This window comes from Novilysobacter erysipheiresistens (genome assembly GCF_036663935.1).
Taxonomy (GTDB): domain Bacteria; phylum Pseudomonadota; class Gammaproteobacteria; order Xanthomonadales; family Xanthomonadaceae; genus Novilysobacter; species Novilysobacter erysipheiresistens.
Map to the genome: position 1 here is coordinate 99,953 of NZ_JAXGFP010000004.1, position 12,999 is coordinate 112,951.

Genomic DNA, 12,999 nt, shown 5'->3' on the forward strand with positions numbered 1-12,999 from the left:
ATCAAAACGTCAGCCCGCCGTGCACGGTGTGCGCCGCCAGCGGCAGCGCGACCACCAGCGGCGGCCATTCGTGGCCGTCGATTCCGGCCAGGGTGACCTCGACCAGCAGCGGCAACTGCTCGACGGTTTCCCAGCTGTCCTGCCACTCGCCGAGTTCACCGCTTTCGGAATCGAGGCCGCGGTAACGGAAGCGCGCGGATTGCAGCTCGTCGACCAGCGTTTCCGGCGGGACCGCATCGGGATCGGCGACGGTCTCGCCGGCAAGCACGATCGCCAGGGCGAGGTCGATGCGCAGGCCTTCGCCGTCGTCCACGACCTGCAGGTCATGCAGGTACGGCCCGCCGCGGCCGAGGTAGTCCGGCAGGTCGGCGACGAAGCGCATGCGGTCGGCCGTGCCAATGAACAGCTGCGGGTTCAGGGTGGCCTCGTCGGAACCGAATGCGATCGGCCGCGCCGCGGTCAGGCGCTTGCGCAGGAAGCCCTCGACCGCGCGCATGCGCTCGCTGCGCTGGGCCAGCGCCTCGCCACCGGTGGCGGTCTGGGCGGCCGCGGTCAGGGTCGAGAACGCGATGGCCAGGCCGGCGGCGAGCAGCACCGTGGCCAGCAGCACTTCGATCAGGGTGAATCCGCGCGCCCGCGTGCTCACAGGAAGCCGGCCTGCAAGTCGGGCGGTGCCAGCCGCAGGCTGCGCAGCTGCAGGCGCTCGCGCGGGCCGCCGTCGTCCCATTGCACCGTCAGCGCCAGTTCGTACAGCTGTTGCGCCGCCGGTGCATCGGGCGCGCCAGCGACCAGTGGATCCGTCCACGGACTGACCTGCAGGGTCCAGCGATAGCGGCCGTCGTCGAACTCTCCGGTGCGTTGCCCCGGTTGCAGTGGCGCGCCGACGCCGACCGTGTCGAGCAGCGATTGCGCGTGCAGCGCCGCGCGGCCGGCGTCGCCGGACCAGCGCACCTGCCGGCTCGCGCCCGACAGCGTGCCGAGCAGCATCGTCAGCGCCAGCGCCAATAGGGCGAACGCGACGATCACCTCGATCAGCGAGTAGCCGCGCTGGCTGCCGCGAAGGGATGCGTTGCGACCTGCGCTCATGGGCCCGGCTCCGCCCGCGCCAACGTGACCTCGCCGGTCAGCCAGGCGACGTCGACGTTCCAGGCCGCGCCCTCGCGGCTGAGCTGGATCCGGCCACCGGTGGCAGCGCCGTCGTTGAAGAACATCACCGCGCCCTCGCCTTCGCGCGGCTGGACCTCGCGCGCGCCGATGAAGCGCACTTGCAGGTCCTCGGGGATCTCCCCGGCATGGTCATCCGGCGCGCTCCAAGTGCGCGCGACCGGGTCGATCACGAAACGCTGCGGCTGGCCGCTGGCGATCGCCCGGGTGCGGGTGAAGCGCAGCTCCGCGGCAATCTCCTTGGCGGTCGCGCGCAACTCCATGCCTTTCAGGCCGCCGCTGAACGCCGCCGCCGCGAGCAGGCTGGCGGCCGCGATCAGCGCGACCACCAGCAGCATCTCCAGCAACGAGACGCCGGCCTGGCTGCGCCTGCGCGCGGTCATCGCCGCTCGCGCACGCTGGCATTGCGATGTGCGCGCGGCGGCCACGGTTACTCGTAGGCGATGTCGCTGTCGACGCTGGTGCCGCCGACTTCGCCGTCCTTGCCGAGGATCACCAGGTCGAACGGCTGGCCGTCGCCGGGCGCGCGGTAGACGATCGGATGGCCCCACGGGTCGTTGAGCTCGGCCGCCTTGGCATACGGGCCGAGCCAGCCGCCGGCATCGCCGGGCGCGGTGACCAGCTCCTCCAGCGTCAGCGGCAGGCGCCCGGTGTCCATCTGGAACGCCTGCACCTTCTGCGCCATCGTGGTCACCTGCGACTTGGCCAGGTTGGCCTTGGCGCGGTCGGCGCCGCCGAGCACCCGCGAGCCGACGAAGGTCAGCACCGCGCCGATCAGCACGATCACGATGATGATCTCGATCAGGCTCATGCCGGCCTGGCGCGCGGCGGAGGGGGCGCGGAAATTTCGGGTCAGGGAACGTCTGTTTCGCATTGCGGTTATCCGTATTTGGAAGGAAAAGTTGGAGGGCGCTCAACCGATCTGGCTGGTCAGGTCGTACAGCGGGGTCAGCACCGCCATCACCACCATGCCGACCACGGCGGCCAGCACCACGGTGACGATCGGCACCAGCGCGGCCAGCATCCGGTCCAGTGCCAGCGAGGTCTGGTGCTCGAAGGTCTCGGCGGTCTTGACCAACATCGTGTCGAGTTCGCCGGACTCCTCGCCGACCTGGATCATCTGCAGCGCCAATCGTGGGAAGCGCTTGCCGCGGCCCAATGCGGTCGACAGGGCGACGCCGTTCTTGACCTCGTCGGCGGCAGCGGTGACGTCGGCGGCGAGCACGCGGTTGTCCATGACCTTCTGGGCGATGCCGAGCGCGGTCATCAGCGGTACGCCGTTGCGCACCAGGGTGCCGAGGGTGCGCGCCAGCCGCGCGGTCTCGACCTTGGCGAACAGCCCGCCGAAGAACCGCCGGCGCAGTAGCCAGCCGTCGAGCGCCTCGCGGAACACAGGGTCGCGGCGCTTGCGGTCGATCCACAGCAGCGCCAGCGCCGGCACCACCACCAGTACGATCCACCAGTCGCGCACGAACAGGCCGACGCCGAGCACGATCTGGGTGAACAGCGGCAGTTCGGCGTCGAGGCTCTCGTACATCTGGGCGAACTGCGGCACCACGTAGCCGAGCAGGAACAGCAGGCTCAACCCGACCATCACCAGCAGGATCGCCGGGTAGATCAGCGCGTTGATCACGCGCCCCTGCAGCGCGCGCGAACGCTCCAGGTAATCGGCCAGCCGCGCCAGCGTCTCGTGCAGGCTGCCGCCGGCCTCGCCGGCGCGGACCATGTTGACGTACAGCCGCGAGAACGTGCCGTGCTGCCGTTCCAGTGCGGTCGACAGCGAAGTGCCGCCACGCACGGCGTCGCGCACGTCGCTGACGGTACGGCGCGCGGCCTCGTCCTCGGGCAGTTCCAGCAGGATCGTCAATGCACGGTCGAGCGGTTGTCCCGCGCCGAGCAACGTCGCCAGCTGCTGGGTGAACTGCACCAGGCGCTCGCCCGCGAACGGTTTCGGCTTGAACAGGTCTTTCCATACCGACGCGCCGCCGCCTTCGCTGGCCAGCTTTGCTTCGACCGGCAGGTGGCCCTGCTCCTGCAGCTTTGCCGCGACGTCGGCATCGCTGGCGGCTTCCATCTGGCCGTCGAGCATCTCGCCGCGCGCGTTGAGCGCCTTGTAGGTATAGAGCGCCATGCGATCAGGCGTCCTCGGTCACGCGCAGCACTTCCTCGATCGTGGTCAGCCCGGCCAGCGCCTTGACGATGCCGTCCTCGTACATCGTGCGCATGCCTGCGTCGCGCGCGAGTTGCTCGATTTCGCCCATGCCGGCGTGGCGCATCACCGCGCGCCGCAGCTCGTCGTTCATGACCATGAATTCCATGATCGTGGTGCGGCCCTGGTAGCCGGTGGGCGCGATCGCGGAACTTTTCGGGCGGTACAGGAAGATGTCGCCGTGCGGCTGGTGCCGGCGCAGGTTGAACTTGGCGATCTCTTCCGGCGAGGCGGGGTATTTCTCGGCATGGGTCGGCTCAAGCCGCCGCACCAGTCGCTGGGCGAGGATGCCGTTGACGGTCGAGGTCAACAGGTAGTCCTCGACCCCCATGTCGAGCAGCCGCGAGATGCCGCCGGCGGCGTTGTTGGTGTGCAGCGTGCTGAGCACGAGGTGGCCGGTCAGCGCCGACTGGATCGCGATGCGCGCGGTCTCCAGATCACGCATCTCGCCGATCATGATGATGTCCGGATCCTGGCGCACGATCGAGCGCAGCGCCTGGGCGAAATCGAGGCCGATCTGCGGCTTGGCCTGGATCTGGTTGATGCCCTCGATCTGGTACTCGACCGGGTCCTCGACCGTGATGATCTTGACGTCGGGGGTGTTGAGCTTGCTCAGCGCGGTGTACAGCGTGGTGGTCTTGCCCGAGCCGGTCGGGCCGGTCACCAGCAGGATCCCGTGCGGCTGCTGCAACACGTGCTGGAACTGTGGCAGGAATTCGTCGGTGAAGCCCAAGCCGTGGAAGTCCAGCACCACGGTTTCGCGGTCGAGCAGGCGCATCACCACGCTCTCGCCGTGCGCGGTCGGCACCGTGCTGACGCGCAGGTCGAGTTCCTTGCCCTGCACCCGCAGCATGATCCGGCCGTCCTGCGGCAACCGGCGCTCGGCGATGTTGAGCTTGGCCATGATCTTGATGCGGCTGATCACCGCCGCGGTCAGGTTGACCGGCGGGCTCTCGCCGTCGATCAGCACGCCGTCGACGCGGTAGCGCACCTTCAGCCGGTTCTCGAACGGCTCGATGTGGATGTCGGACGCGCGCAGCTCGACCGCGCGCTGGATCACCAGGTTGACCAACCGGATCACCGGCGCCTCGGACGCGAGGTCGCGCAGGTGCTCGACGTCGTCGAGGTCGCTGCCCTCGCCCTCGGCGGTCTCGATGATCGCGCCCATCGCGCTGCGGCCCTGGCCGTGCCAGCGCTCGATCAGCTCGTCGATCTCCGAGCGCAGGGCGACGCTGGCATGGACCTCGCGGCCGGTCGCCAGCCGCACCGCGTCGAGGGTGTAGGGGTCCTGCGGATCGGCGGCGAGGATCGCGACGCTGCTCTCGGTCTCGGCGACCGGGCAGACCGCGAACTGCTTCATGAACTTGGTCGTGAGCGATACGCCTTCGGGCGGCAGCTCGGGCATGGTCTTGGCGCTGACCAGCGGCAGGTCGAGCACCTCGGCGACGGTCTCGGCATGGTCGCGCTCGGACACCAGCCCGAGCCGGGTCAGCAGCGCGAGCAGGCTGCCGCCGGTCTCGGCCTGCAAGCGGCGCGCGCGGCCGAGGTCGGCTTCCTTGAGCCGGCCTTTCGCGAGCAGGGCGTCGACGATCCGTTCTTCCACGGGATTGCCCTCGACAGGATTGCTGTCGATGCCGCGGTCATCCGTGCCGCCCGCGAGTGTGTCTGCCGTTGCGTTCACATCGCTCTCCGAGTCCTTCAACGGCCGACTTTAGCAGGTCGGCGGAGGTGTCTATTTGCTCGCGGTTCAGTCGGTTTCCGGGGTTCGAAAAACGGGTGCCGTCTGTGTTGAAAAGGCAAACAAGCGAAGCAAAGCGCGGAGCAAAAGCCGGCGTCATGCGGGAGCGGCGACCTGCCGGGGTCGGGCTGCCCGGCTCGGTCAGGCCGTCCTTGGCCTGACTCGCTGCCGTGCGCCATCCATGGCGCACTGTTCGCCCGACCCCGACAGGACGCCGCGTCGGTGTTTAGGTGTCGGCCGCTTCGTGCGACAGGGGCCGATTCCGATGTAGGAGCGACGTAAGTCGCGACCCGCCGAACGCTGGGGACGAGGTACAGGTCGCGACTCACGTCGCTCCTACAACCAGGCGACGGCTCTTCTCCGGAGGCCAACGAAAAGGTGGGGCGGGAGGCGGCCGGCGGGGGTATTGCGGAAAAGCCGGCCATGGATGGCCTGCGGCCCGCCTCAGGGCAGGATTGCCCTGATGAAGGGCTGCAGCAATACCCCGCCGGGCGCCTCCCGCGGCGCGCCACCCATCGGCGCCCCGCTTCGCGAATCAGCCGACAAACACCCGCGCGTTGCGGAACATCCGCAGCCACGGCGAATCCTCGCCCCACTCGGCCGGCGCCCAGCTCAAGTTGGCTGTGCGCAGGGTGCGCTCCGGATGCGGCATCAGGATGGTCACCCGGCCGTCGTCGCTGCAAAGGCCGGCGATGGCGTCGGTCGAGCCGTTGGGGTTAGCGGGGTACTGGCCGGCCACGGAACCCCCGCCGTCGATGTAGCGCAGAGACGTGCGCACGGCGGCCTGGTCGAGGTTGCCGTCGAACACCGCCCGGCCCTCGCCGTGCGAGACCACCACCGGGATCCTTGATCCGGCCATGCCGCGCAGGAACAACGACGGCGACTCGACCACTTCCAGCAGGCTCAGCCGCGCCTCGAACTGTTCGCTGCGGTTGCGCAGGAAGGTCGGCCAATGCTCGGCGCCGGGAATGATCGGCTTGAGCTGGCTGAGCATCTGGCAACCGTTGCAGACACCCAGAGCGAAGCTGTCGTCGCGGTAAAAGAATTGCGCGAACTGCTCGCGCAACGCGCTGCGCTCGAGGATGCTGGTCGCCCAGCCGCGACCCGCGCCGAGCACGTCGCCGTAGCTGAAGCCACCGCAGGCGGCAAAACCCTTGAAGTCGGCCAGTTGCACCCGGCCGGCGATCAGGTCGCTCATGTGCACGTCGAACGCCTCGAAGCCGGCACGGTCGAACGCCGCCGCCATCTCGATCTGACCGTTGACGCCCTGCTCGCGCAGGATCGCGACCTTCGGCCGCGCGCCGGTCGCGATGAACGGCGCGGCAATGTCCTCGGCTGGGTCGAAGCCCAGCTTCGGCACAAGTCCCGGCGCATTGAAGTCGCGTGCGGCGAGGCGTTCCTCGTCGGCGCACTCGGGGTTGTCGCGCAATTTCTGCATCGCGTGGCTGGTCGACCACCAGGCGTCGAACAATTCGTCCCAGCGCCACTCGGCCAGGGTGTCGCCGTCCTCGCGGATGCGCACGGTGGCGGCGGTGGTCGGCTTGGCGATGCGCTGGGCGCAGTCGATCAGGCCATGGCGTGCGACCAGGTCGGCGAAGTCGGCGCGGTCCTCGGCGGTGACCTGCACGATCGCGCCGAGTTCCTCGTTGAACAGGGTGCGGAACGGATCCTGGCCCCAACCGTCGAGGTTGATCTCCAACCCGAGGTGCGAGCAGAACGCCATCTCGCACAGCGCCGCGAACGCGCCGCCGTCGGAACGGTCGTGGTAGGCCTGCAGCAGGTTGGCCTCGCGCGCCTCGCGGATCAGTTCGAAAAAGTCGCGCAGGCGCTGCGGGTTGTCGAGGTCGGGCACGCCGGCATTGCGGCGGCCGTCCTCGGACGACTGTCCGGCGAACGCTGGCAACGCGTTGTCACCACCATTGCCGCCGATGGCCTCCGGATGGACCTGCGCCAGCACCGAGCCGCCGAGGCGCTGCTTGCCGGCACCGAGGCCGATCAGCCACAGCTCCGAATCCTCTTCGCGATTGAGCAGCGGGGTCAGCTGCTGGCGCACGTCGAGCACCGGAGCGAACGCACTGACGATCAGCGACACCGGCGACACCGATTTCTGCGGCGTCCCGTCCGTCTGCCACTGCGCCTGCATCGACAGCGAATCCTTGCCGACCGGAATGCTCAGCTCGATCTGCGGGCACAGCTCCAGTCCGACCGCGCGGACCGCGTCGAACAACAGCGCGTCCTCGCCGTCATGCCCGGCCGCGGCCATCCAGTTGGCCGACAGCTTGATCCGCTGCAGCGACTCGATCGGCGCCGCGCACAGGTTGGTGATCGCCTCGCCCACCGCCATCCGCGCCGCCGCGGCGGCATCGAGCAGAGCCAGCGGCGTGCGCTCGCCGATCGCCATCGCCTCGCCGGCGAAGCCGTCGAAACCGGCGAAGGTGATCGCGCAATCGGCCACCGGCACCTGCCACGGGCCGACCATCTGGTCGCGCGCGGTCAGACCGCCGACGCTGCGGTCGCCGATGGTGATCAGGAACTGCTTGGAGGCGACGGTCGGGTGCGCCATGACCCGCAGCGCGGCGTCGTGCAGGTCCAGCCCGCTCCAGTCCAGCGACGGCCACGGCGCATCACCGGGACGCTGCGTGTCGCGCTGCATCTTCGGCGCCTTGCCGAACAGCAGGTCCATCGGCAGGTCGATCGGCCAGTCCTGCGCCACCGCCTCGTCGCCGTAGACCGACTCGACGGTCGCGCCGTAGCCGACCACCAGCCGCTCCTCGGCGGTCGCATGTCCGACCACCGCGAACGGACAGCGCTCGCGCTCGCAGATCGCGGTGAACTCGGCGACACGCGCGACCGGCATGCCAAGCACGTAGCGCTCCTGCGACTCGTTGCACCACAGTTGCATCGGCGACAGCGACGGGTCGTCACTGGGCACCTTGGCCAGATCGATGACTCCGCCGAGAGCGGAGTCGTGCAGCAGTTCGGGGATGGCGTTGGACAGGCCGCCGGCGCCGACATCGTGGGCGCTGGCGATAGGGTTGGCGTCGCCGAGGGCGACGCAACGGTCGATCACTTCCTGGCAGCGCCGCTCCATCTCCGGGTTGTCGCGCTGGACGCTGGCGAAGTCGAGCGCCTCGTGGCTGTCGCCGGAGGCGACCGAGCTGGCCGCGCCGCCGCCGAGGCCGATCAGCATCGACGGACCGCCGAGCACTATCACCGCGTAACCGGGCTTGAGGCCGAGCTTCTCGACCTGGCTGCGGTCGATCGCGCCAAGGCCACCGGCGAGCATGATCGGCTTGTCGTAGGCGCGGGTATGCGCGCCCTCGTCGAGCTCGAACGTGCGGAAGTAACCGGTCAGGTTCGGGCGGCCGAACTCGTTGTTGAACGCGGCCGCGCCGATCGGGCCGTCGAGCATGATTTCCAGCGCCGGCGCCATCCGCGGGTTGAGCGCGCGTTCGCCTTCCCACGGCTGCGGCAGCGTCGGGATGCGCAGGTGCGAGACGCTGAAGCCGCACAGGCCGGCCTTCGGCTTGCCGCCGCGGCCGGTCGCGCCTTCGTCGCGGATTTCGCCGCCATTGCCGGTGCTGGCTCCTGGAAAAGGGGCAATTGCGGTCGGGTGGTTGTGGGTCTCGACCTTGATGCAGAACGCCGACTCCACCGGCGCTTCGGCGCGGTAGCCGCCGGTCGCGGGGTCGGGCCGGAAGCGTTGCGAGGTGTAGCCGGCGACCACCGCGGCGTTGTCGCTGTAAGCCGACAGGGTGTTCTCGGGCGTCTGCGCGTGGGTGTGCTTGATCATCTTGAACAGCGAGGTGGTCTGCTCGCGGCCGTCGATGGTCCAGCTGGCGTTGAAGATCTTGTGCCGGCAGTGCTCGGAGTTGGCCTGCGCGAACATCATCAGTTCGACATCGGACGGCTGCCGGCCGAGCGCGGCGTAGCGCTCGCGCAGGTAGGCGATCTCGTCGTCGGCCAGGGCCAGGCCGAGGCGCCCGTTGGCGGTTTCCAGCTCGTCCAGTGCGATGCGCTCGAGCTCGCCGCGCGCGGGCACCTGGAACAGCGCGGCCGCGTCGTCGCGCGACTCCAGCAGCGACTGGGTCATCGGGTCGTGCAGGACTCTGGCCAGTTCGCCTTGGGTGGCGGCGTCGGACGGCCAGCCGAGCAGGTCGTAGCGGGTGCCGCGCTCGACCCGTTTGACCGGCAGGGTGGCGCCATGCAGCAGCTCGGTGGCCTTGCTCGCCCACGGCGACAGCGTGCCGAGGCGCGGGGTGACGTAGCGCGAGACCGCGCCGTCTGCGCGGTCGGCCGCCGCGGGTTCGGCCTGCAGGATCCGCCACAGGGCGGCATCGTCCGGGGTCGCGCCGGCTTTGGGTTCGACCCAGTAGACCGGCCATGCATCGAGCACGCGGATGTCCGGATGGATGGTCTGGAGGCGGGCTTGCAGGCGTTCGCGGCGGAACGCGGACAGGGCGGAAGCGCCCTCGAGGACGATCATGTCCGGGGTAACCGTTAGGTCGACGGGGCCGGCTATTGTAAGGCAGTCACGCGACCGCCGTGCGGTCCCCGGCGCCGGAGCCCCGCCGTGTAGGAGCGACGTGAGTCGCGACCCGCCGAACGCTTGAGGCGATGTACAGGTCGCGACTCACGTCGCTCCTACATTAGGCTCCGATAAGAAGTCAGGCGCCGTCGGCGGCGGCGACCTTGTCGTCCGCGGCCAGCTTGTCCAGCGCCTCGCGCAGCGCCTTCGGCGGGACGTAGCCACCGAGCTGGGTGCCGTCCGCGGCCAAGATCATCGGGGTGCCGGTCAGGCCGACCCGCTGGCCGATGTCGTACTGCATGGTCACGGTGTTCTTGCAGTCCTTGTCGGTGACCTTGCCGCTGTCCTTGGCCCGGGTCAGCGCGGCCTTGCGGTCGTCGGCGCACCAGACCGAGACCATCTTCTCGAAATCCTCGCTGCCGATCCCCATCCGCGGGAACGCCAGGTACTCGACCGCGATGCCCTGGGCGTTGTACTCGGCGATCTCGCTGTGCAACTTGCGGCAGTAACCGCACTCGACGTCGGTGAACACGGTGACGGTGTGCACCGGGTTCTCCGGCGCGAACACGATCCGCTCGCTCTGCGGGATCGTCGCCAGCAGCTTGATGCGCATGCCGGCCAGTGCGGCCTCGCTGAGGTTCTTCTGGGCCTTGCTGTCGAACAGGGCGCCACCGGCGCCGGGCAGGAAGATGTAGCGGCCGTCGTCGGAGACGTAGACCACCTGACCGCCGACGATCGCCTCGCGGAAGCCCGGCAGCGGCGCCGCGCCGACGGTTTCGACGGTGACATTGGGGTTGAGTCCGGCGATCGCCGCCACCGCCCGCGCATCGGCGGTACCGGGCGCGGGCTTGACCGCCGCCGCGGTGGTGGCGGTCGCGGCCGCGGCGGTGTTGGCACCAGCCGCCGGATCCGGGGTCTTGGCACAGGCGGAGAGGCTGATCGCGCCGAACGCGGCGGCGAGGAGGATGCGCTTCATCGAATGTCCTGCAGGCGGGGAGCGGTGGTTGGACCGCCCCGGTCGGGGAATGTTCGATTGTGGCACGGCCACGGACGCCTCCCCCCTGCCTGTAGGAGCGGCTTCAGCCGCGATCTGGAATCGTCGACCCGCTCCGGCTCCAGATCGCGGCTGAAGCCGCTCCTACAAAAGCAGCTAGCCGCGGGGATGGTGTTTCGCGTGCAGCTGCTTGAGCTGCTCGCGCGCGACCAGGGTGTAGATCTGGGTGGTCGAAAGCGAGCTGTGGCCGAGCAGCATCTGCAGCGCGCGCAGGTCGGCGCCGTGGTTGAGCAGGTGGGTGGCGAAGCTGTGGCGCAGGCCGTGCGGGCTGATCCGCGAGGGATCGATGCCGGCCACCGCGGCATGGCGCTTCACCAGTTGCCACAGTTGCTGGCGACTCGGGGCCTCGCCGTTGGCGCCGATGAACAGCGGCGCCAGCGCGCGCTTGCCGGCCAGTTGCGGCCGCGCCTGCGCGAGGTAGCGCTCGACCCAGTGCTGGGCCTCCTCGCCCAGCGGCACCAGCCGCTCCTTGCTGCCCTTGCCCATCACCCGCAACACGCCCTGTCGCAGGTTGATCGCGGTCGCCGGCAGGTTGGCCAGTTCGCTCACGCGCAGGCCGCAGGCGTACATCAGCTCCAGCATCGCGCGGTCGCGCAGACCGAGCGGGGTATCGATGTCGGGGGCGGCCAGCAGTGCCTCGATCTGGCTCTCCGCCAGCGCCTTGGGCAACGAGCGCGGCAGCTTCGGCGGCTGCAGCAGCGCGGCCGGGTCGTCGTCGCGCTCGCCGCGGCGCAGCCGCCAGCCGAAGAACGCGCGCAGCGCCGACAGCAGCCGGGCGTTGCTGCGCGGCGAGTAGCCCTGGCCGGTGCGCCAGGCGAGATAATCGAACAGGGCGCCGCGATCGGCCCCGGCCAGTCCGCCGCCACGGCCGTCGCGCCAGCGGGCGAGGCCTTCGAGGTCGCGCCGATAGCTGTCAAGGGTCGGCTGGGCGAGGCCGTTCTCGGCCCAGATCGCATCGAGGAAGCCGTTGATCGCAGCGGCGTCCGCCTCGGGCAGCGGCGGCAACGCCATGGCGGTCTGGCGGCGATCGGCGGGCGTGCGCGGGCTCATGCAGGAAGCTTAGTCGAACGGCTATTGCGATCTGCGCGCGTGGACACGACCGGGTGCGGCCGCGCGGCTGCTCTAAACTGCCACCGCTGCTTCCACTTCACCGTTTGCACCTCGACCCCAGATGAGCGACTCCGCCCCGCCTGCGACTGCCGCACGCCCTGCCGCCTTGATCGGCTGGCGCCTGCTCGCCCTGCTGTACGACCTGTGGCCGGTGCTGGCGCTGTGGATGGTCGCCGGCACCGTGTTCGCGGTCGGCTACACCCTTGCCGGCCACGACCCGCACGAGAACATCGCACCCTTCAGTCCATTGCAGATCCTGCTGTGGCTGGTGTGCTGGCTGCTGGCGGGTGGCTACGCGGTGACCAGCTGGCGTCGCGGTGGCCAGACATTGGGCATGCGGCCATGGCGGCTGCGGGTGGTCGGTGTCGATGGCAGGCCACCGGCGTTGCGCGCGCTGATGAAGCGGTACGCGGTCGGAACTGTTTCCCTGCTGTTGGGCGGGCTGGGTTTCTGGTGGGCCTGGTTCGATCGCGACCGGTTGACCTGGCATGACCGCGCGAGTGGGACGCGGATTCGACGGGAACCGAAATCGAAGTAGTGACGGCGTCGCACAGACTGGTGGCGACGAGTAAAGCTAAGGCTTAGCAGCACCTTCGGAAGGACCGCGCGCAGGAGGCGGCCGGCGGGGGGATTGCTCCAGCCCTTCGTCAGGGCAATCCTGCCCTGAGGCGGGCCGCGGGCCATCCTTGGCCCGCTTTTGCGCAATCCCCCCGCCGTCCACCTCCTGCCCGGTTGTCTGCGGCTTCGGGGACGGGCCTCGGGTAGGAGCGACGTCAGTCGCTACCTGTACATCGCCTCACGGTTCGGCGGGTCGCGACTTACGTCGCTCCTACATCGGGGCTGAGCGAATGTCGGCGCGGGTGTTGGGGCTTTTGTAGGAGCGGCTTTAGCCGCGATCTGGAGTCGGCGCGGGCGAATGGTTATCCGATCGCGGCTGAAGCCGCTCCTACAGAAGCCCGCGCATACGCTAAGCAAAAGCCGGTGGATGCACCACGACGAGATCCAACCAGGAACCCGCGCCCCACACGCGCGATGCGGCGTCCTGTCCGAGTATTGCGGAGAGTGCGCCATGGATGGCGCACGGCGGTGAGTGCGGCCATGGATGGCCGCCCGAACCGAGTAGCAATGCCCGGACAGGGCGGCGCTCCCGCCCGAAGCCGAGAAGTTTGCTGTTGCTGTTGCGTTGTTGTTGCGCT

10 protein-coding genes are annotated in these 12,999 nt (G+C 69.4%); 1 reads left to right on the forward strand and 9 read right to left on the reverse strand.

All coding sequences use genetic code 11. The features are described from left to right. Position 1 precedes the first annotated feature (1 nt). From SNE34_RS08795 to xerD, 9 genes are all read right to left on the reverse strand, one after another. On the reverse strand, positions 2 to 646 hold the full coding sequence (locus SNE34_RS08795) for a prepilin-type N-terminal cleavage/methylation domain-containing protein (protein ID WP_332616609.1): 645 nt from the start codon (positions 644 to 646) through the stop codon (positions 2 to 4). Next, positions 643 to 1,086: a type II secretion system protein XpsI gene (gene xpsI, locus SNE34_RS08800; protein WP_332616610.1), complete on the reverse strand. Its 444-nt coding sequence runs from the start codon at positions 1,084 to 1,086 to the stop codon at positions 643 to 645. The genes SNE34_RS08795 and xpsI overlap by 4 nt, the downstream gene beginning before the upstream one ends. Beyond that, complete coding sequence (xpsH, locus tag SNE34_RS08805; protein WP_332616611.1) at positions 1,083 to 1,547, reverse strand: type II secretion system protein XpsH; 465 nt, start codon at positions 1,545 to 1,547, stop codon at positions 1,083 to 1,085. Before xpsH ends, xpsI begins: the two co-directional genes overlap by 4 nt. Before the next feature lie 47 nt (positions 1,548 to 1,594). Beyond that, positions 1,595 to 2,038 carry a type II secretion system protein GspG gene (locus SNE34_RS08810; protein ID WP_332616613.1) on the reverse strand — a complete coding sequence of 148 codons (444 nt, stop codon included), beginning with the start codon at positions 2,036 to 2,038 and terminating at the stop codon, positions 1,595 to 1,597. 39 nt (positions 2,039 to 2,077) lie between these two features. Then, positions 2,078 to 3,295, reverse strand: coding sequence for a type II secretion system protein XpsF (gene xpsF / locus SNE34_RS08815; RefSeq protein ID WP_332616614.1), 1,218 nt, complete (start codon positions 3,293 to 3,295; stop codon positions 2,078 to 2,080). 4 nt (positions 3,296 to 3,299) lie between these two features. Next, positions 3,300 to 5,006: a type II secretion system ATPase GspE gene (gene gspE / locus SNE34_RS08820; RefSeq protein ID WP_332616841.1), complete on the reverse strand. Its 1,707-nt coding sequence runs from the start codon at positions 5,004 to 5,006 to the stop codon at positions 3,300 to 3,302. Between the two features lie 640 nt (positions 5,007 to 5,646). Then, positions 5,647 to 9,597, reverse strand: coding sequence for a phosphoribosylformylglycinamidine synthase (gene purL, locus SNE34_RS08825; RefSeq protein ID WP_332616615.1), 3,951 nt, complete (start codon positions 9,595 to 9,597; stop codon positions 5,647 to 5,649). Between the two features lie 181 nt (positions 9,598 to 9,778). Then, entirely contained in the window at positions 9,779 to 10,615 is an 837-nt protein-coding gene (locus SNE34_RS08830; protein WP_332616616.1) for a DsbC family protein, read from the reverse strand. Positions 10,616 to 10,789: 174 nt separating this feature from the next. Then, on the reverse strand, positions 10,790 to 11,743 hold the full coding sequence (gene xerD, locus SNE34_RS08835) for a site-specific tyrosine recombinase XerD (RefSeq protein WP_332616617.1): 954 nt from the start codon (positions 11,741 to 11,743) through the stop codon (positions 10,790 to 10,792). Between the two features lie 121 nt (positions 11,744 to 11,864). Between xerD and SNE34_RS08840 the strand changes: the two genes are divergently transcribed. Continuing rightward, positions 11,865 to 12,341, forward strand: coding sequence for an RDD family protein (locus SNE34_RS08840; protein ID WP_332616618.1), 477 nt, complete (start codon positions 11,865 to 11,867; stop codon positions 12,339 to 12,341). The last annotated feature ends 658 nt before the right edge of the window (positions 12,342 to 12,999 follow it).

What these genes read in the sequence shown, in the direction of transcription:
- xpsI (WP_332616610.1), bottom strand. Translation starts at nt 1,086, where the DNA reads ATGAGCGCAGGTCGCAACGCATCCCTTCGCGGCAGCCAGCGCGGCTAC.
- xpsH (WP_332616611.1), bottom strand. Translation starts at nt 1,547, where the DNA reads ATGACCGCGCGCAGGCGCAGCCAGGCCGGCGTCTCGTTGCTGGAGATG.
- SNE34_RS08810 (WP_332616613.1), bottom strand. Translation starts at nt 2,038, where the DNA reads ATGCGAAACAGACGTTCCCTGACCCGAAATTTCCGCGCCCCCTCCGCC.
- xpsF (WP_332616614.1), bottom strand. Translation starts at nt 3,295, where the DNA reads ATGGCGCTCTATACCTACAAGGCGCTCAACGCGCGCGGCGAGATGCTC.
- purL (WP_332616615.1), bottom strand. Translation starts at nt 9,597, where the DNA reads ATGATCGTCCTCGAGGGCGCTTCCGCCCTGTCCGCGTTCCGCCGCGAA.
- SNE34_RS08830 (WP_332616616.1), bottom strand. Translation starts at nt 10,615, where the DNA reads ATGAAGCGCATCCTCCTCGCCGCCGCGTTCGGCGCGATCAGCCTCTCC.
- xerD (WP_332616617.1), bottom strand. Translation starts at nt 11,743, where the DNA reads ATGAGCCCGCGCACGCCCGCCGATCGCCGCCAGACCGCCATGGCGTTG.
- SNE34_RS08840 (WP_332616618.1), top strand. Translation starts at nt 11,865, where the DNA reads ATGAGCGACTCCGCCCCGCCTGCGACTGCCGCACGCCCTGCCGCCTTG.